Below are 17,970 nucleotides of genomic sequence, written 5' to 3'. Positions count from 1 at the left end.
GCCGGTGTCAGCTCCGGGCTTCCAGATCCACTGGAGCCGGTTCGGTAGCGTCCTTAAGCAGCACGCCCAGCAAGGTGACCGCCGCCGCCTTGTCCAACGGGTTGTTCTTGTTGCCGCATTTAGGGGACTGGACACAGGATGGGCAACCTGCTTCGCATTCGCAGGCCTTGATGGCATCGCGGGTCGCTGCCAGCCAGACCATGGCTTTGTCGAATCCCCGTTCGGCAAAGCCGGCTCCGCCGGGGTGCCCGTCATAGACGAATATGGTGGGCACCCCGGTGTCGGCATGCAAGGCAGTGGATACCCCGCCGATGTCCCACCGGTCGCTGGACGCCACCAGCGGCAGGAGTCCTATGGCGGCGTGCTCTGCGGCATGCAGGGCGCCCGGGAACTGCGCTTCGATGAGGCCGGCCCCGGTCAACGAACGGTTGTCCACCACGAACCACACCGCCTTCGTAAAGAGGTCGCGGGCGCCCAATTCCAGCGGCTCCTCGCCCAGGACTTCATTGGAGATCAGGGCCTTGCGCTGGAAGGAGACAACCTGGGTGGTCACCTTCACATCGCCGAAGTGAACGGTGACGTCGCCCCACTGCATGGTCCGCAGGGTCTCCAGGACCTCGATCTGGGTTACGTCCCGGGCGGTGGTGTAGTAGTCCGGGTTGGCCCGGCGGACCATGACGCAGTGGTCGTCCTCGTTCAGGTCCTCCACCACGTAGGCGTCGCCCTGGTGGACATACACGGCACCGGTGTGGGCCTGGTAGTGGGTCTGCGGCGAGTCCATGGTGCCCAGCAGGGAACCGGTCTCGGCGTCGACGATGCTCACCGGGCCGCCGCCGTCCGCCCGGAGGTTGACCATCGCCGCCGCACTTTGCGAGTGGGTCCAGAACCAGCCCGCAGGCCGCCGCCGGAGGTAGCCCTGGGCTACCAGCCGGTCCAGGAGCATTTCAGCGGTAGGCCCAAAGAGGTCCAGCTCGGCCGGCCCCAGCGGAAGCTCAGCCGCCGCCGCGCACAGGTGCGGTCCCAGAACGTAGGGGTTGGAGGGGTCAAAGACGGTTGCCTCCACGGACACGTCGAAGATGGCCTCGGGATGGTTGACCAGGAAAGTGTCCAGCGGGTCATCGCTGGCCACAAATGCCGCAATGGCATCCTGGCCTGCCCTCCCGGCCCTGCCGATCTGCTGGAACAGCGATGCCCGCGTGCCGGGCCAGCCGGCCACCAGGACAGCGTCCAGGCCCGAGATGTCGATCCCGAGTTCCAACGCAGACGTGCTGGAAACACCCAGCAACTGGCCCGAACGCAGGGATTTCTCCACTGCCCGGCGTTCCTCCGGCAGGTACCCCGACCGGTAGGCGGCGACCCGTTGCGGCAGGCTCGGATCCACCTCGTCAAGGAGGCGCTTGGTGATGGCTGAGATGGTCTCCGCGCCGCGGCGGGACTTGATGAAGGCGATGGTGCGGACCCGGGCGGACACCAGGTTGGCCAGCAGGTCAGCCGTTTCGGCCACGGCCGTCCGCCGCTCCTTCGCGCCGTTCTCGCCCCTGACATCGGTCAGCGCCGGTTCCCACAACGCCACGGTGGTGGCCCCGTGCGGCGAGCAGTCGCGGGACACCGCCTTGACGGGCGCCCCGATGAGGCGGGAGAAGGACACGTCGGGCTCGGACGCGGTGGCGGAGGCAGCGATGAACACGGGCTCCGGGAACGCCGTTCCGGCACCGTAGTAGGCGCAGATCCGGCGGAGGCGGCGCATCAGGTTGGCTACGTGTGACCCGAACACGCCCCGGTAGCTGTGCGCTTCGTCCACGATGACGTAGCGAAGCCGGCGGAAGAAACCCGCCCACCACGCGTGGTTGGGGAGGATGCCAAAGTGCAGCATGTCGGGGTTGGCAAGGATGAAGTTGGCATGGTCCCTGATCCACCGGCGGGCGGAGGGGTCGGTGTCGCCGTCGTAGGTTTCCGCCCTGACCGTGGGCAGCTTCAGGGCGCGGATGGCATTCAGCTGATCCGCCGCCAGCGCCTTGGTGGGGGAGAGGTAGAGGGTGACGGCGCCGTCGTCGTGGATCTTGCCCGGGTCCGCGAGCACGCGGAGCTCGGACCGGTGGATCGCATCCAGGGCCGGCAGCTGATACGCCAAGGACTTTCCGGACGCAGTGCCGGTAGCCACCACAACGTGCTGGCCCGAATGCGCTGCATCGGCCGCATCGACCTGGTGCCGGTACGGCTCACGGATGCCCAGCGTCCCGTACGCGGCAGCAATGTCCGGATGAACCCATGCGGGCCACGGCGCATGGACTGCCTCCCGCGCCGGTATGGTGCGCACATGACGGAGCTGTTCCGGGTCCGGGCCGCGGCCCAGCAAGGGAACCAGGGAGTCATGGGGGTTCACCCCACCATTCTTCCACCCGTAACTGTGCCGCCCGCCCGCGGTTCGCCAACGGGGAAAACAATCGGGATGCCCCGGCTGAACCCTTTCAGCTCAGGGAGAGGTCCGCTCCGTCGTGGGACGCCGAGAGCATCAGGACCCGGGCCACCGTGGTCCAGCCAAGATGGGAGTAGAGCTTCTGCCCGTCCAGGGAAGCCAACAGCAAACCGGCGCGGACATCATGCCCGAAGGCCTGGGCCGCCAGCGCACGCATGATGAAACTGCCCAGGCCCCTGCGCTGGAAGGCAGGCTCGGTGATGATCTTGTCGAACACTGCGGTGTCACCGACCACGAACACCCGGCCACTGGCCGCGAGGGCGTCTCCGGAGCGGACCTCCGCGTAATGCACGCCGTCCTGCTCGTAAGTGGACAGGCTCAGGTCGTCGTCGGACAACCAGGGGTCCTCGGCGTCCTGCGTCTCCATGTCCACGATCATCATCGTCTGCGAATCAGAGGTGACGTTCAGCCCCTGACGGGCTGCCAGGGCGGCGTACCGTGAGGGGTCGTTGGTGAGAATGGTCAGTACCCGCGCCGGTGATTCCGCAGTCCTGGACGCGAGGGTGGTGAACTCGTCATCCGTGGGCTCGGACGCGAAGATTTCCCACTCGCCGCTGGTGTCAGAGCGGAGCGCAGCGGGGAAACGGCCCTCCGTGGAGGTCCGGTAGCCGCGACATCCGGCCCAGCCGGCAACCCACACTTCGAGCAGGCCAGTGATGTCTTCAACCAGGGTTTCCGGGCTCATGGCAAGAAGACTATTCCAGCCCGATCGGAAGCAACAGAGGGGGCCGCAGTGCTTATGCAATTGTGATCAGTGCCGGGCCCGCTCAGCCGGTGCCACGCCGGGGAGGGGCAAACCCAGCCGGTACCCTTAAATACGTGGCTTTGAACAAGATTGTGCTCTTTTACGGTTTTACCCCCCTTCAAGACCCGGAGGCTGTCCGCCTTTGGCAGCGTGCCCTGTGCGAAAAGCTGGGACTGACCGGCCGCATCATCATTTCCAGGGACGGGATCAACGCCACCGTGGGCGGGGAAATCGGTGCAGTTAAGCAGTACGTCAAGACCACCCGGGAGTACGCCGGGTTCCGGGACATCGACGTCAAATGGTCCGATGGCGGCGCGGCAGACTTCCCGCGGCTCAGCGTGAAGGTCCGGGACGAGATCGTCTCCTTCGGCGCGCCGGGGGAACTCAAGGTTGACGCCGGGGGCGTGGTGGGCGGCGGGAAGCACCTGAAGCCGGAGCAGCTCCACGAGCTCGTTGACTCCAGGAAGAGGGACGGCGAGGACGTGGTCTTCTTCGACGGCCGGAACGCCTTCGAAGCCCAGATCGGCAGGTTCAAGGACGCAGTGGTGCCGGACGTCGCCACCACCCACGACTTCATCAAGGAGCTGGAATCCGGCAAGTACGACGACCTCAAGGACAAGCCTGTGGTCACCTACTGCACCGGCGGCATCCGCTGCGAGGTCCTGTCCAGCCTCATGGTGAACCGCGGCTTCAAAGAGGTCTACCAGCTGGACGGCGGGATTGTCCGCTACGGCGAGGCATTCAAGGACCAGGGGCTCTGGGAAGGCTCACTCTACGTCTTCGACAAGCGCATGCACCTCGAGTTCAGCGAGGACGCCAAAACGATCGGCCAGTGTGCCCGTTGCTCGGCGCCCACCAGCAAATTCGAGAACTGTTCCAACCCGAGCTGCCGCACCTTAACGCTGTACTGCGCCGATTGCGCCGCGAGCCCGGAGACGCTCCGCTGCCCGGACGGGTGCGCCGCGGCCTGACCCCGGCAACGGACAGCGCCGGTAAGGTTACCGCGCCTGTCCCTGTAACGGCAAGGCGTCAGAGCCGTTGCACACGGAACGCGTAGTTCGCAGCGGTCCGGGCCTCCACCCTGACCGTTAGCACGCTGTCCGTCGATACATAAATGACGTTTTGGCGGTTGATGCCGCACCGCAGGCCCAGGTCCACCAGGGTGAGGGTTTCAGTACTGACCGTGAAGGTCACCCGGCGCTGGCTGCGGCACGCGATGGCCAGCATGTAGGTCCCGGTTTCCAGCACCGGCGACCGGACCGTCCGGACTTCACCGGCAGCGAGCAGTCCTGCCTCCGCCTGGACCACGGGACCCGTGGTGCCCGGAAGCGCCCGTGATTCCCAGTCCCCCAGATCGGCCTCGCCAACCGGATCCTGCTGCAGCGGGTCGCGGGTGAACGCCGGCGCCGGGGCAGCGGTCGTGGTGCCCTGCGCGCTGGAGGCCCGGCCGTCGTCGTACGAATATTCACAGCCGGACAGGGCACCTGCCGCAAGCACAAGTCCAAGGGCGACGGCGGCGGCCGCCTTCGGTGCCAGCGGCGCCCGTGCTGTCCCTTCCGGAAGGGACGCGGAGATTCCCCGCACGCTGGGCATAGTCCGACTTTAAGCCCCCGCCGGGCGGCAGGCCAGAGCCGGAACGGGCGTTATTGCGCCGGTGCCAGCTGGTAGGCGTACAGCAGCGGAGCGTCCACGCTGGAGCTGCTGATTTCGACCCGGCCCGCAGCGGGCAGGCTGATCCTGGTGGTCTCTTGCCGGCCGTTGCAGGCGGCTCCGGCTTCCGTTAAGGCCTTGCCGTCCAGGGACACGGCGAAGAAGGCTTTGCCGGTGCCGTCGCACACCGCAGTGAGCATGTAGCTGCCCGCAGGAACCCTGGCGGCCTCCTGCACAATGCGGTCCCGGTTGAGGATCTTGCCGGAATCCTGCAGCACAACACCCGCCGGGGAGGATGGCATCGCGGTGGCCCGCCACGCCGATACATCTGCATTCTCCACCGGATTCGACGGTGAACACCCTGCCACGGCAAGGCAGAGGCCGGCGGCAGCCGCTGCCCCCGGCAGCGAACGGCGAACAGCGGCCGCCGTGCGGGCGTGCGGAAGGAAGGCGGGGCGGGAAGGCATGGGACCACCGTACCCCGCACCCACCCCGGACTAAACTTGAGCGGTGCCTGCATCCCCTTATGAGTTCACCGCCGGAAACACTCCCGACGCTCCCCGCAGCGACCTCCCCGCATTGCTGTCCGCGCTCGCCGCCGACCTGCGCGGGCTGGACTACACGCTCGACGGCGTGGCGCAGCTGCTCGGCCCTGAGGCCTCGTCGGCGCTGAACAGGGACCAGATCATCCCCGCGGTGCTCGCTGTTGAACAGGCAGTGCGGGCCGACGCCGGCACTGTGCCGCTCGCCGCCGTCGTCCGCCTGTGGCTCCTCGCAGAGCCGCAGGAAAAGGAAACGCTCGACGCCGCGCTGCCGGGCACCGGCGCCGACGGACTCGTTGAGCTGGGGCTGGTGCAGCCCGTCCCCCGCTCCGGGCTGCTCACGGCAAAAGCCGACCTGCGGCCGTACGGCTGGGACAGGAACGGCGACGGCAGCGGCGGTGCGGAGCTGTGGGTCGCCAGCGACCTTGCTGCCCACCAGCAGGCCGGCGTGCTCCGGCACGACCACGTCCTGGGCATCGGCCAAGCATCAACCACCCTGGTGCAGACCACCATCCGCCGCCACACCGAGCGCGCCCTGGACCTCGGGACGGGCTGCGGCATCCAGGCCTTCCACCTGCTGCACCACTGCCAGCACGTCACGGCCACCGACATCTCCGCGCGTGCGCTGGCCTACGCCAGGTTCAACATCCTGCTCAATGCCGAGGCGCTCTCGGTGGACCCTGCGCGCCTCGAAGACAGGGTGAGCCTGCGCCTGGGTTCACTCCTGGAGCCGGTGGCCGGTGAAGAATTCGGCCTGGTGGTCTCCAACCCGCCGTTCGTGATCACCCCGCGCAGTGCCGGCGAGGACGCGGCGGACCAGTTCACCTACCGCGACGGCGGCCTGCCCGGTGACGGGATCGTGGCCTCCCTGGTGGCCCGCCTGCCAGGCGTTTTGGCACCCGGCGGGTGGGCCCAGATGCTTGGCAACTGGGAAGTCGCCGCCGGCAGCAGCTGGGAAGAACGGCCACAGTCCTGGGTGCGGCAGGGCACGGACGCCTGGTTCATCCAACGGGAGCTAGTCAGCCCGGAACAATACGCCGAAACCTGGCTGCGGGACGCCTCCGAGTCCCGGGACCGGCAGCATTACCGGGACGCTTACGCCGCCTACCTCGCCGATTTCGGCTCCCGGGATGTGGCCGGCATTGGCTTCGGCATGGTCTGGCTGCGCCGCCCCGCAGACGGAAAACCTGCCGCCATCAGCCGCTTCGAGGAAATCACCTACCCCATCGAGCAGCCAATCGGCCCCCACCTGGGTGCCGCCGTCGAACGCAGCGACTGGCTCGCCGCCCACGACCTTGCCGGCACGCACCTGCTCGTGGCGGACGACGTCACCGAGGAACGCCACCAGCGCCCAGGCGCAGAACATCCTGGCGTGATCCTGCTCCGGCAGGGTGCCGGGCTGCGGCGGACCAACCTGATGAGTACCGAGCTGGCCGGCTTTGTGTCCGCGTGCGACGGCGACCTCACCGCCGGGCAGATCGCCGGGGCTTTGGAGGCCCTCCTGGGCGGCGGCGAAGGCTTCGACGCCGGGACCTTCCAGGGTGCACTGCTCGCCGACGTGGCCAACCTGGTCCGGGACGGCTTCCTGGTCCCGGCCGGAAATCCGGCCCTGGAATAGGCCCCCTCAAGCCCTCATCGGAGCCCCGTCTTTTCCACAGGAATGCGCACGATTGCCCAAAATATGGTGAACTAGGCGGACATGGGCTCATCTGCCCCAGCAACCTTTTTCTGTAGGAGCACCGTGCCAAGCAAGGCCAAAACCGGCAAGAAACTCGTGATTGTGGAGTCTCCGGCCAAGAGCAAGACCATCGCCAAGTACCTCGGCGAGGGCTTCATCGTTGAGGCCTCCATCGGTCACATCCGCGACCTGCCGCAGCCCTCGGAGCTCCCCGCCGAGCTGAAGAAAACCTCCGTGGGCAAGTTCGCCGTCGACATCGATCACGACTTCAAGCCCTACTACGTGGTGTCTCCGGACAAAAAGAAAAAGGTGACCGAGCTCAAGGCCGCGCTCAAGGACGCCGACGAACTCTATCTCGCAACCGATGGGGACCGCGAAGGCGAAGCCATCGCGTGGCACCTGCTTGAGGTGCTCAAGCCCAAGGTCCCCGTATACCGGATGACGTTCGGCGAAATCACCAAGGAAGCCATCCAGCGCGCCATGGGCAACCTGCGCGATGTTGACCAGGACCTGGTGGACGCCCAGGAAACCCGCCGCGTGCTGGACCGGCTCTACGGCTACGAAATCTCCCCAGTGCTGTGGCGCAAGGTGGCCCGCGGACTCTCCGCCGGCCGGGTGCAGTCGGTAGTGACCCGCATGGTGGTGGACCGCGAACGCGAACGCATGGCCTTCAAGGCCGCGTCCTACTGGGACCTGACCGGACAGTTCGGCGCCGAATCGGGCTCCTTCAAGGCCAAGCTTGCCGCCGTGGACGGCGCCAAGGTGGCCACAGGCCGCGACTTCAACGATAACGGCGAGCTGACCTCACGGAACGTGGCCCACCTCAACGAGGAACTGGCCACGTCCTTGGCTGCCGGACTGCAGAATGCCGACTTCCGGGTCCGCTCGGTGGACACCAAGCCGTACACGCGCCGCCCGGCGGCGCCGTTCACTACCTCAACGCTCCAGCAGGAGGCCGGCCGCAAGCTGCGCTTCTCCTCCAAGAGCACCATGCAGATCGCCCAGCGGCTGTATGAAAACGGCTACATCACCTATATGCGTACGGACTCGTCGGCGTTGAGCGATGAGGCCATCACGGCAGCCCGCCGCCAGGCCTCTGAACTGTACGGCCCCGAATACATTCCGCAGTCACCTCGCGTGTACTCCAACAAGGCCGCCAACGCCCAGGAAGCCCACGAGGCCATCCGCCCCGCCGGTGACTCCTTCCGCACCCCCGCCCAGGTCGCCAAGCAGCTCTCCGGCGACGAATTCCGGCTGTACGAACTCATCTGGAAGCGCACGGTCGCCTCGCAGATGGGCGACGCCAAGGGCTCGACGGCCACCATCCGCCTGGGCGCAGTGTCCAGCGACGGGCGGGACGCCGAGTTCTCCGCCTCCGGCACTGTGATCACGTTCCCCGGCTTCCTCGCAGCGTACGAGGAAGGCAAGGACGAGACCCGCGGCGACGACGACTCCGACGAAGCGCGCCGCCTGCCCAACGTTGCCAAGGACGACTCGCTCACGGCTTCCGACATCCAGGCCGTGGGCCACGAGACCTCCCCGCCACCGCGCTACACGGAGGCCTCGCTGACAGCGGAGCTGGAGAAGAAGGGCATCGGCCGTCCGTCCACCTACGCCTCCACCATCTCAACCATCCAGGACCGCGGCTACGTCCGGAAGCAGGGCTCGGCCCTGGTGCCCAGCTGGATCGCTTTCTCCGTGATCCGGCTCCTGGAACAGCACTTCTCCGATTACGTGGACTATGAGTTCACCGCCGACATGGAAGGCGACCTGGACAAGATCGCCAACGGCCAGGAAGCCGGCGCCTCCTGGCTGCGGCACTTCTACTTCGGCGAGGATTCCGATCCGGGCCTGCTGAGCATCGTCAACAACCTGGGCGAAATCGATGCCCGCGAAATCAACTCCATCCCCATCACCGACGAGATCACCCTCCGGGTGGGCAAGTTCGGCCCTTACCTGGAAAGCTCTGCCGCCGTGGTGGACCCGAAAACGGGCGAGATCGTCGAATCGGCGCGTGCCAACGTCCCCGAGGACCTGGCCCCGGACGAACTGACTGCTGCAAAGGCCATCGAACTGATGGAGACGGCGGCGCCCGAGGAACGCGTGCTCGGCGCGGATCCGCACACCGGACATACCGTGGTGGCCAAGAATGGCCGCTACGGTGCCTACGTCACAGAGATCATCCCGGAAATGACCGACGAGGAACTGGCCAACCAGCCGGTGGAGTACTACAAGAACGGCAAGCCCAAGCCGCCGAAAAAGCCGGTGAAGGCCAAGCCGCGCACGGGTTCGCTCTTCAAATCCATGACCGTTGAATCCGTGACCCTGGAGGAAGCGCTCCAACTCATGAGCCTGCCCCGGGCACTGGGAGAGGACGCCGAAGGCAACCTCATCACGGTGCAGAACGGCCGGTTCGGCCCGTACCTGAAGAAGGGGACGGACTCACGCTCCATCGGCTCCGAAGAGGAGATCTTCACGATCACCCTGGAGCAGGCACTGGAGATCTACTCGCAGCCCAAGCAGCGCGGCGCCCGCGCCGCCGTGCCCCCGCTGGCCGAATTCGGCCCCGACCCGGTGTCCGAGAAGAACATCGTGGTGAAGGAAGGCCGGTTCGGCCCCTACATCACGGACGGCATCACGAACATCACAGTGCCCCGTGCCACCTCCCTCGAGGAACTCACGCGGGAACAGGCGGTGGAACTGCTCGCCGAGAAGCGCGCCAAGGGACCGGTCAAGCGGACCACCACCCGCAAGGCGCCGGCCAAGAAAAAGGCCACGGCCAAGAAGTAACCAGGTGGCCGGCGCGTTTGCGCCGGCCACAGTATCGTGATCGGCTAGGGGAATGACTGAACAGCCCGCGCACACGGACCTCCAGCCGCTCAACGACCTCGAGGAGAAGCTCGCCACCGGTGGCCAGCCGGACGCAGACCCTGTGGACGTCATCCTGTCGTTCCTCAACAGCGAGGTCTACATCATCAGCTCGGACACGGTGGAGGGCGTGGACTCCCAGGTGGAGCCCCTGGTTCTTGCCAATGCCGACGGCGACCCCGTCCTGGCCGTCTTCTCGCACCCCAGCAGGGTGGACCAGCAGTACTTGGAAGCCGCTCCCAACGTCCTGGGCACGCAGGGCGCCGCCATCATCGCCAACATCGGCGATGAGCTGGGCATGGTGATCAACCCGGGCGCGGCCTACGGTTTCGAGATCAACCCCGAGGGTGTTGCCAACATCAGGCGCGACTTCAAGCGCGCTGACGAGCAATAATGTCCCCATGCGTCTAGGCGTCCTCGATATCGGGTCCAACACTGTCCACCTGCTCCTGGTGGATGCCCACCCGGGCGCGCAGCCGGTCCCGTTCGCTTCCCATAAGCGGCCGCTGTCGCTGGTCCAATACCTTGAGCCGGACGGCAGCATCAGCGACCAAGGCCAGCAGGAGCTCACGGACTTCGTGCTGGAAGCCTGGGAATTCGCTGCCCGGCACAAGGCCGAGGACCTCCTGGCTTTCTGTACCTCCGCGATCCGGGAGGCCGCCAACGGCCCGGCCGTCCTGGCCAGGGTCAAGCACGAGACCACGGTGACCCTGCAGGAACTGAGCGGCAGCGAAGAGGCGTCCATGACGTTCTTCGCCGTCAGGCGCTGGCATGGGTGGGGCGCCGGGCCCATCCTGAACCTGGACATCGGCGGCGGCTCCTTCGAAATGGCGTTCGGCCAGGACGAACTTCCCGAGGTAGCGACTTCCGTTCCGCTGGGTGCCAGCCGGCTCACCCGGGACTGGCTTCCCGAGGACCCGCCGACCGCGAAGAGCGTCAAGGATCTGCGGCGCTACATCCGGGCCACGCTCAAGCCTGCCGTCCGCGAATTTGACGGCCTGGGCCGGGCAAACGTGGTGGCCGGCACCTCCAAGACTTTCCGGTCTCTGGCCAGGATCGCGGGTGCTGCGCCCAGTGCCGAGGGTCCTTACGTCAAGAGGGAACTGCACGCCTCGGACCTGGGAATCTGGACGCAGCGGATCTCGGCGATGAGTTCGGAAGACCGCCTGCACCTTCCCGGAGTATCCGAGGCCAGGGCCCGCCAGGTCCTTGCGGGCGCTTTGGTGGCCGAGGCCGCCCTGGAGATGTTCAAGTTCAAGAAGCTCCGCATCTGCCCGTGGGCGCTGCGTGAAGGGCTGATCCTGCGGCGCCTTGACCAACTGGTCTTCGACGGACCCCTGGAGCCGGCACCCCACGTGGCAGGCTCCCGAACCGTGGAAGCAACTGTCTAGCCCTTTGACGAAGGGGTGCCAGTGAACCGGCCGTTAAATGCGGAAGCACCGGGGCCGGCTACAGGAAAATGGGGGAAAACCTGTTGCCGTGCCACCGGTGCCCTGGCAGACATCCCCATGCCTGCCGCATCACTCGCACCCTCAATGAGGTAATAACTACGTTAGGACCCCAAGTTGTGTGCTGCCTGCGCTGAGGATGGGAGTTGCCTGTGAATGCCTGCGGACTGTAATGATGGAGGCATGAGCAACCGAATCGCATTCCTTGGCTGTGGATCCATGAACGAAGCCATACTTGGCGGCCTGCTGGAGGCAGGGAAGGACCCGGGGGATGTGGTGGCCACCGTCCGCCGCGCGGAGCGCGCCTCGGAACTCGCCCAGCGCTACCAAGGGATCACCGCCATTGCCGGTGAGGAAGAACCGGACAACAACAGGCAGGCCGCCAAGGGGTCTGCGGTGGTCATCCTCGGCGTCAAGCCGGTGGGCATCGCGGACCTGGCGAGGGAAATCAGCCCCGCGCTGTCACCGGAAACCGTGGTGGTCAGCGTGGCCGCGGCCGTGTCCATCGCCCAGCTGGAGGCCGCACTCCCCGCGGGGCAGCCGGTGATCCGGACCATGCCCAACACGCCCGCCAAGCTGGGCCGCGGCGTCGTGTCCGTCTCGCCCGGCACGCACTGCAGCCCCGAACAGCTCCAAATGGTCAAAGACCTCCTGCAGGGTGCCGGAACTGTCGTGGAAGTGCCCGAAGAGCAGGTGGACGCGCTCTCGGCCATCAGCGGCTCCGGTCCCGCCTACGCCTTCTACCTGGCGGAGGCCATGGCCTCCGCAGGGGAGGAACTGGGCCTGGACCGCGAGCTTTCCCTCCTGCTGGCCCGCGAAACCGTGGCCGGTGCCGGCCTCATGCTGGCCGAACCCGGCGCCGACCCTGCAGCCCTGCGCAAGGCCGTCACGAGCCCCAACGGCACCACTGAACGCGCCATCGCCACGTTTGACGAACAGGGCATCCCGGCCATCATCGCTGCCGGAGCACGCGCGGCAGCTGACCGGGCCGCGGAAATCACCAGGCAGCTCGGCTAATCCCCACCGCTCCCTGCCCTCGCAAGCTCGGGCCGGGGCCCTCGCCGGCGGGGGCCCCAGGCTATGGACGGGCGGCGAACCGCTCCAGCAGGTCCACGTGGCCGGAAACGATCAGCATGTCCCGCGAAGACACCTTGGTCTCGGGCCGGGCGTACGTGAAGTCTTCACCAGGGGACTTCACCCCCACAATGGTCACCCCGTACTTGGAGCGGACCTTTGACTCGTCCAGGGTGAAGCCCACGGTTTCGCGTGGCGGGTACATCTTCACGATGGCGAAGTCGTCGTCGAACTCGATGAAGTCCAGCATCCGGCCGGACACCAGGTGTGCGGCGCGGACGCCGGCGTCGGCCTCGGGGTAGATGACGTGGTTGGCGCCGATCCGGGTCAGGATCTTGCCATGTGACGGGGTGATCGCCTTGACCCAGAGGTGCTCGATGCCCAGGTCGACGAGGTTGACCGTGATCAGTACCGAGGACTCGATGGAGGTTCCCACGCCCACGACGGCGGAGCTGAACTCCTGGGCGCCCAGTTGGCGGAGTGCATCAATGTTGGTGGCGTCGGCCTCCACCACGTGGGTCAGGAGGGGCGCCCATTTCTGCACCAGGTTCCGGTCCCGTTCGATGGCGAGCACTTCCCGGCCCTGCTTGACCAGCTGCTCCGCGGTGGATGATCCAAAGCGGCCCAGCCCGATCACCAGGACCGGAGCGTTGTGGGCGGGGCGCCGGGGGGCGTCTGTGGAACTAGCCAATGATCGGCCTCTCTTCGGGGTAGTGGTACAGCTGGCTGCGCTGGCGCAGGGCCAGTGCCGCCGCGAGGGTTACGGTGCCCACGCGGCCGGCGAACATGAGGGCCGTGAGGACGTAGACTCCCTCGGGCGGCACCTCTGCGCTGAGCCCGGTGCTCAGGCCAACGGTGGCGAAGGCCGAAATCGTCTCGAACAGCACCCGGTCCAGTGTTGCGCCGCTGAACTGCAGGAGCAGGAAGGCGGAGACGGAAACCAGGGTGGCGCCGGCAACGATCACGGAGATGGCCACGCGCATGGTGCCTTGCGGAATGGTCCGGCCGTACACCTTCACGTCGGCATCGCCGCGGGCCTCGGCAACGATGGCCAGGAACATCACGGCGATGGTGGTCACCTTGATGCCGCCCGCCGTCGACGCCGACCCGCCGCCGGCGAACATCAGCGCGTCGGTCAGGAGCTTGGTGGTGGATTCCATGTGGTTCTGGTCCACCAGGTTGAACCCGCCTGAACGCGTCATGACCGAGGCAAACAGGGAGTGGGTGATCTTGTCACCGAGGCCCATCGGTCCGATGGTCCGGGCGTTGTCCCACTCCATCAGGGCCCACAGGAACGTGCCCGCGGCGAGCAGGATAAGTGAGACCTGGATGGTGAGCTTGGTGTGGAGGTTCCATTTCTTCCAGTTCAGCCCGTTCTGCTGCAGCACCATCACCACGGGAAAGCCCAGGCTGCCCAGGAAGACGCCCACCATCAGGGGGATGAGGATCCAAAGGTCCGTTTCGTAGGGCACGATGCCGTCCGAATGGGGGGTGAAGCCGGCGTTGTTGAACGATGAAATGGCGTAGAAGATGCCGTGCCAGACAGACTGCCAGAACGGCTCGCCCAAAGTAAGGAAGCGCGGGATCAATGCCAGCGCCAGGATGCCTTCGATCACCACTGAAGTGGTGATGACGATCCGCAGCAGGGTGCCCACTTCGCCCAGGCGGCCTGCGTTGTTCATGGATTCCGCGGCGATGATCTTCCCGCGCACGCCCAGCCGCTTGCTCACCATGAGGGCGAGCAGCGAGGCGAGGGTCAAGGTGCCCAAGCCGCCGATGAAGATGCCCACCAGGATTACCAGTTGGCCCAAGAAGGACCAGTGGGCCGCCGTCGATACCACCGTGAGTCCCGTGACGCAGACCGCCGAGACCGCCGTAAACAACGCCTGGTGGATGGGGGTGGGGGTTCCGTCGGCGGCAGAGACCGGCAGGGTGAGCAGGAAAGTAAAAAGTGTGCAGACGGCGGCGAACGCAGTCAGTGCCAGCCGCGCGGGGGACGTATTGGCAATGTCGTCAATGAAGTCGCGCAGCCGGGTGAAGATCCAGAGGCCCTCCCGGTCCTGCGCCGGGGGGTGCCAGGGGGCCGGCGTCCGGGGCCTCGACTGGCTTTGCGTCATGTGTGGCTTTTCCTCGGTTGAAACGGCTTCCTTCAGTAGTAAACCACTAAAGCCGGCGTCATGGCCGGGCCGGCGGCGGCACAGGCTCGGGTAGCCTGTGATTGATGACATACTTGCCCGGACTCCGCCAGCCCGCGCCGCCAACGATGGTGGCGTGGAGTCCTGACATGACAGCCTACAACTTCGGCCCCGGCCACCCCATGGCACCGGAGCGCATGGACCTTACCGCGCGCCTCTCACGCAGCCTCGGGCTCTTCGACCTGGACCACGTTGACCTGGCAGCTCCGGAGGTGGCATCCGACGCAGAGCTGGAGTCCGTCCACTCGGCCGACTATGTGGCAGCAGTCCGCCGGGTCAGCGCGGACCCCACCCGCCCCGACGAATCACGAGGGCTGGGAACCGAGGATGATCCCGCGTTCGCCGGCATGCACGAGGCCGCAGCCCGCCTGGCAGGCGGCTCGCTGCTGGCAGCCCAGCGCCTGCTGGAAGGATCGGCCGTGCATGCTGTGAACTTCGGCGGCGGTATGCACCACGCGGCCCGGGAGCGCGCCAGCGGATTCTGCATCTACAACGACGCCGCCCTTGCCGTGCAAAAGCTGCTTGACGGCGGCGTGGGCAAGGTGGCCTACATCGACGTCGACGCCCACCACGGGGACGGTACCCAGAACATCTTCTGGGACGATCCGCGGGTCCTCACGATCTCGCTGCATGAGACGGGGCTGACCCTCTTCCCCGGGACCGGCTTCGCCAACGAGACCGGCGGTGCGGCTGCCGAGGGGACGGCCGTGAATGTCGCCCTGCCGGCCGGTACCTCAGACGCCGGCTGGCTCCGCGCCTTCTACGCCGTGGTGCCCCAGCTTGTGGGGGCCTTCGAACCGGGGGTGATCGTCAGCCAGCACGGATGCGATTCGCACCGCAACGACCCCCTCACGCACCTCAACCTCAGCGTGGACGGGCAGCGCGAGGCGGCCAGCGCCGTCGGTAATCTGGCCGAGCGCTATTGCGGCAGCCGCTGGATCGCCACCGGCGGCGGAGGCTACAACGTGCTGGACGTAGTGCCGCGGACCTGGAGCCACCTGGTGGCCATCGCTGCGGGACGTCCCGTGCCGCTGCGGACTCCCGTGCCGGGGGATTGGCGGCAGTACGTGATGGAGAAGTTCGGCAGGGAGGCGCCCACCCTCATGGGGGACGACGTGGAGCTCTGGTGGCGGTCCTGGGAGGTGGGTTTCGACCCCAACGACGCCGTGGACCGCACCGTCATGGCCACCCGCAAGGCAGTGTTCCCGCTGCACGGGCTGGACCCCTGGTTCGACTAGTCCGGCCGAAACCGTGTGCCGCCGAAATAGTTGATGCCTTTAGACGTATATGTCGCTAGGGTGGGAGGCATGGTGACAGACGACGTATTTGCCGTCATAGCGGAATCCACCCGGCGGGACATCCTGGTGGCGCTTCGGGCAGGCGACAAAGCCGTGGGGGAACTGGTGGAGGAACTGGCGGCGAGCCAGCCCACCATTTCCAAGCACCTGAAAGTCCTCCGTGAAGCACAGCTGGTCAGCATGCGCGCGCAGGGACAGAAGCGCTACTACGCCCTGAACCGGGGCCCTTTGGAGGGCATCGCCAGCTGGCTTGAGACGTTCGACGTCGGCAGCGGCGGCAGCGCCGCAGCCTCGCCGGACGGGCCGGTCCGGGTGGCCGCCGACCAGCCGGTCCCGGCCCACCTGCAGGAAAGCGTCGCCGCGGCGGCAGCCCCGCCGCCGCAGGCCCCCCGGGCCGCCGGGCCTTCGCAGCCGGCCCGGGAGGACATTCCTGCGCCCGTCCTGGTGAGGGAAGGCGCGGAGCTGAGCCCCGCCGTCGTCATTCCCGGCGGTACGGCCGCCCCGTTGAGCGACGACACCGTGCCGCAGCAAATCGGAAGGACCGTTGGCCGCGCCGCCACCAAGGCAGCCGACCTGCTGGCCAACCTCCCAAACCTGCCGAAATTCGGGCGCAAAAAGTAGGACTTACCGGGGCAGCAGCCGCACGTGGTCCGGGGTGAGCTCGGAAATCCGGCTGACTCCCAGCAGCGCCATGGTGCGGGCCATATCCTTCTCAAGGATCTGCAGGGTCCTGTCCACGCCCGCGCGTCCGCCTGCCATCAGCCCGTAGAGGTAGGCGCGGCCAATCAGCGTGAAGTCGGCGCCCAGTGCCAGCGCAGCCACGATGTCCGCGCCGCTCATGATGCCGGTGTCCAGCATGATGGCGGCGTCACTGTTGTCAGCGGTGAAGGCCTGCCTGACCTCCGGGAGCAGGTGGAACGGGATGGGGGCCCGGTCCAGCTGGCGGCCGCCGTGGTTGGACAGGACCACGCCGTCGGCGCCGTGGTCCACCACCTTGCGGGCGTCCTCGACGGTCTGGATGCCCTTGACCACCAGCTTGCCCTTCCAGGTTTCGCGCAGCCAGTCCAGGTCCCCGAACGTGAGGGTGGGATCAAACATGGAGTTGATCAGGTCGGCCACCGTGCCGGTGTAGCGGGACAGCGAGGCGAAGGTCAGGGGCTCGTGGGTGAGGAAGTTGAACCACCAGGCGGGCCGGTAGGAGGCGTCCAGCACGGTTTTGAGGGTCAGCGCCGGCGGGATGGTCATGCCGTTCCGGACGTCGCGGAGGCGGGCACCCGCCACGGCGGTGTCCACGGTGACCATGAGGGTGTCGTTGCCGGCTTTGGCGGCGCGCTCAATGAGTTCCAGCGAGCGGTCCCGGTCTGTCCACAGGTACAGCTGGAACCAGTTCCTGCCGTTCGGGGCGGCCTGGGCCACATCCTCGATGGAGGCGGTGCCCATGGTGGACAGGGTGTAGGGGATGCCTGCGGCTTCGGCGGCCTGCGATCCGGCGTACTCGCCCTCGGACTGCATCATCCGGGTGAAGCCGGTGGGGGCGATGCCGACGGGGAGCCGGGACGGCTTGCCCAGGATCTCAGTGCTGAGGTCGATGCTGGAGACGTTCCGCAGGATGCCGGGCCGGAACTCGATGTCCAGGAATGCCTGGCGGGCGCGGCGGAGGGTGATCTCCTCTTCCGCGGCCCCGTCCGTGTAGTCAAAGGGCGCCTTGGGGGTGCGGCGCTTGGCGATGTCGCGCAGCTCCCAGATGGTGCTGGCCCGCTGCAGCCGGGCAGCCCTGCTGAACTCCGGCTTCTTGAACTGCATCAGGGGCGCCAGGTCCGAGTATTTGGGGACGCGCCGCTTCAGGGCGGCAGGCAGGGCGGACGACGACGGAGCCCCGGCGGGTGCCGGCGCTGCGGGAATGTCCGTGGCATCCGGCGCCGGGGTGGCTTCCGGATTGTTGGGCTGGATGGTGTGGGTCATGGCTCCTCCTATGGTCCAACCACACTCTAGGGCA

The 17,970-nt window shown here is 66.9% G+C and carries 15 protein-coding genes; 8 read left to right on the top strand and 7 right to left on the bottom strand.

Annotation, left to right across the window (positions count from 1 at the left end):
- Positions 1-7: 7 nt before the first annotated feature.
- Positions 8-2,383 (bottom strand): DEAD/DEAH box helicase, encoded by a 2,376-nt coding sequence (locus tag J2T23_RS10375; RefSeq protein WP_307359696.1) that lies wholly within the window; start codon positions 2,381-2,383, stop codon positions 8-10.
- Positions 2,384-2,468: 85 nt separating this feature from the next.
- Entirely contained in the window at positions 2,469-3,161 is a 693-nt protein-coding gene (locus J2T23_RS10370) for a GNAT family N-acetyltransferase (protein ID WP_307359694.1), read from the bottom strand.
- A 134-nt stretch (positions 3,162-3,295) separates the two neighbouring features.
- Between J2T23_RS10370 and trhO the strand changes: the two genes are divergently transcribed.
- Positions 3,296-4,192: an oxygen-dependent tRNA uridine(34) hydroxylase TrhO gene (gene trhO, locus J2T23_RS10365; protein ID WP_307359693.1), complete on the top strand. Its 897-nt coding sequence runs from the start codon at positions 3,296-3,298 to the stop codon at positions 4,190-4,192.
- 58 nt (positions 4,193-4,250) lie between these two features.
- Here the strand turns inward: trhO and J2T23_RS10360 are convergent, their stop codons facing one another.
- Positions 4,251-4,814 carry a DUF6023 family protein gene (locus tag J2T23_RS10360; RefSeq protein ID WP_246857294.1) on the bottom strand — a complete coding sequence of 188 codons (564 nt, stop codon included), beginning with the start codon at positions 4,812-4,814 and terminating at the stop codon, positions 4,251-4,253.
- A 50-nt stretch (positions 4,815-4,864) separates the two neighbouring features.
- Positions 4,865-5,338 carry a DUF6023 family protein gene (locus tag J2T23_RS10355; RefSeq protein WP_307359689.1) on the bottom strand — a complete coding sequence of 158 codons (474 nt, stop codon included), beginning with the start codon at positions 5,336-5,338 and terminating at the stop codon, positions 4,865-4,867.
- 43 nt (positions 5,339-5,381) lie between these two features.
- Between J2T23_RS10355 and J2T23_RS10350 the strand changes: the two genes are divergently transcribed.
- The 5 genes from J2T23_RS10350 to proC all read left to right on the top strand — a co-directional run bounded on the left by J2T23_RS10350 (position 5,382) and on the right by proC (position 12,424).
- The gene (locus J2T23_RS10350; RefSeq protein WP_307359687.1) at positions 5,382-7,031 is read left to right on the top strand and encodes a DUF7059 domain-containing protein; all 1,650 of its coding nucleotides are present in this window, start codon (positions 5,382-5,384) and stop codon (positions 7,029-7,031) included.
- Between the two features lie 123 nt (positions 7,032-7,154).
- Positions 7,155-9,881, top strand: coding sequence for a type I DNA topoisomerase (topA, locus tag J2T23_RS10345; protein ID WP_141182429.1), 2,727 nt, complete (start codon positions 7,155-7,157; stop codon positions 9,879-9,881).
- 52 nt (positions 9,882-9,933) lie between these two features.
- The gene (locus J2T23_RS10340) at positions 9,934-10,353 is read left to right on the top strand and encodes an SseB family protein (protein ID WP_141159392.1); all 420 of its coding nucleotides are present in this window, start codon (positions 9,934-9,936) and stop codon (positions 10,351-10,353) included.
- A gap of 7 nt (positions 10,354-10,360) precedes the next feature.
- The gene (locus tag J2T23_RS10335) at positions 10,361-11,350 is read left to right on the top strand and encodes a Ppx/GppA phosphatase family protein (RefSeq protein WP_141159393.1); all 990 of its coding nucleotides are present in this window, start codon (positions 10,361-10,363) and stop codon (positions 11,348-11,350) included.
- A 240-nt stretch (positions 11,351-11,590) separates the two neighbouring features.
- The gene (proC, locus tag J2T23_RS10330) at positions 11,591-12,424 is read left to right on the top strand and encodes a pyrroline-5-carboxylate reductase (protein ID WP_141159394.1); all 834 of its coding nucleotides are present in this window, start codon (positions 11,591-11,593) and stop codon (positions 12,422-12,424) included.
- A 61-nt stretch (positions 12,425-12,485) separates the two neighbouring features.
- On the opposite strand, the gene J2T23_RS10325 is transcribed toward proC, so the two are convergent.
- Both J2T23_RS10325 and J2T23_RS10320 read right to left on the bottom strand, forming a co-directional pair.
- Positions 12,486-13,172, bottom strand: a complete 687-nt coding sequence (locus tag J2T23_RS10325) for a potassium channel family protein (protein WP_026265713.1) — start codon at positions 13,170-13,172, stop codon at positions 12,486-12,488.
- Positions 13,165-14,598 (bottom strand): TrkH family potassium uptake protein, encoded by a 1,434-nt coding sequence (locus tag J2T23_RS10320; protein WP_307359681.1) that lies wholly within the window; start codon positions 14,596-14,598, stop codon positions 13,165-13,167. Before J2T23_RS10320 ends, J2T23_RS10325 begins: the two co-directional genes overlap by 8 nt.
- A gap of 104 nt (positions 14,599-14,702) precedes the next feature.
- Between J2T23_RS10320 and J2T23_RS10315 the strand changes: the two genes are divergently transcribed.
- Both J2T23_RS10315 and J2T23_RS10310 read left to right on the top strand, forming a co-directional pair.
- Entirely contained in the window at positions 14,703-15,914 is a 1,212-nt protein-coding gene (locus J2T23_RS10315) for an acetoin utilization protein AcuC (RefSeq protein WP_307359679.1), read from the top strand.
- Positions 15,915-15,983: 69 nt separating this feature from the next.
- Positions 15,984-16,595, top strand: a complete 612-nt coding sequence (locus J2T23_RS10310) for an ArsR/SmtB family transcription factor (protein ID WP_307359677.1) — start codon at positions 15,984-15,986, stop codon at positions 16,593-16,595.
- 3 nt (positions 16,596-16,598) lie between these two features.
- Here the strand turns inward: J2T23_RS10310 and J2T23_RS10305 are convergent, their stop codons facing one another.
- Positions 16,599-17,936, bottom strand: a complete 1,338-nt coding sequence (locus J2T23_RS10305) for an alpha-hydroxy acid oxidase (protein WP_307359675.1) — start codon at positions 17,934-17,936, stop codon at positions 16,599-16,601.
- Positions 17,937-17,970: the final 34 nt, after the last annotated feature.

Source organism: Pseudarthrobacter niigatensis (assembly GCF_030812615.1).
Classification (GTDB): Bacteria; Actinomycetota; Actinomycetes; order Actinomycetales; family Micrococcaceae; genus Arthrobacter; species Arthrobacter niigatensis.
This window is presented reverse-complemented; position numbering and strand designations above follow the sequence as displayed.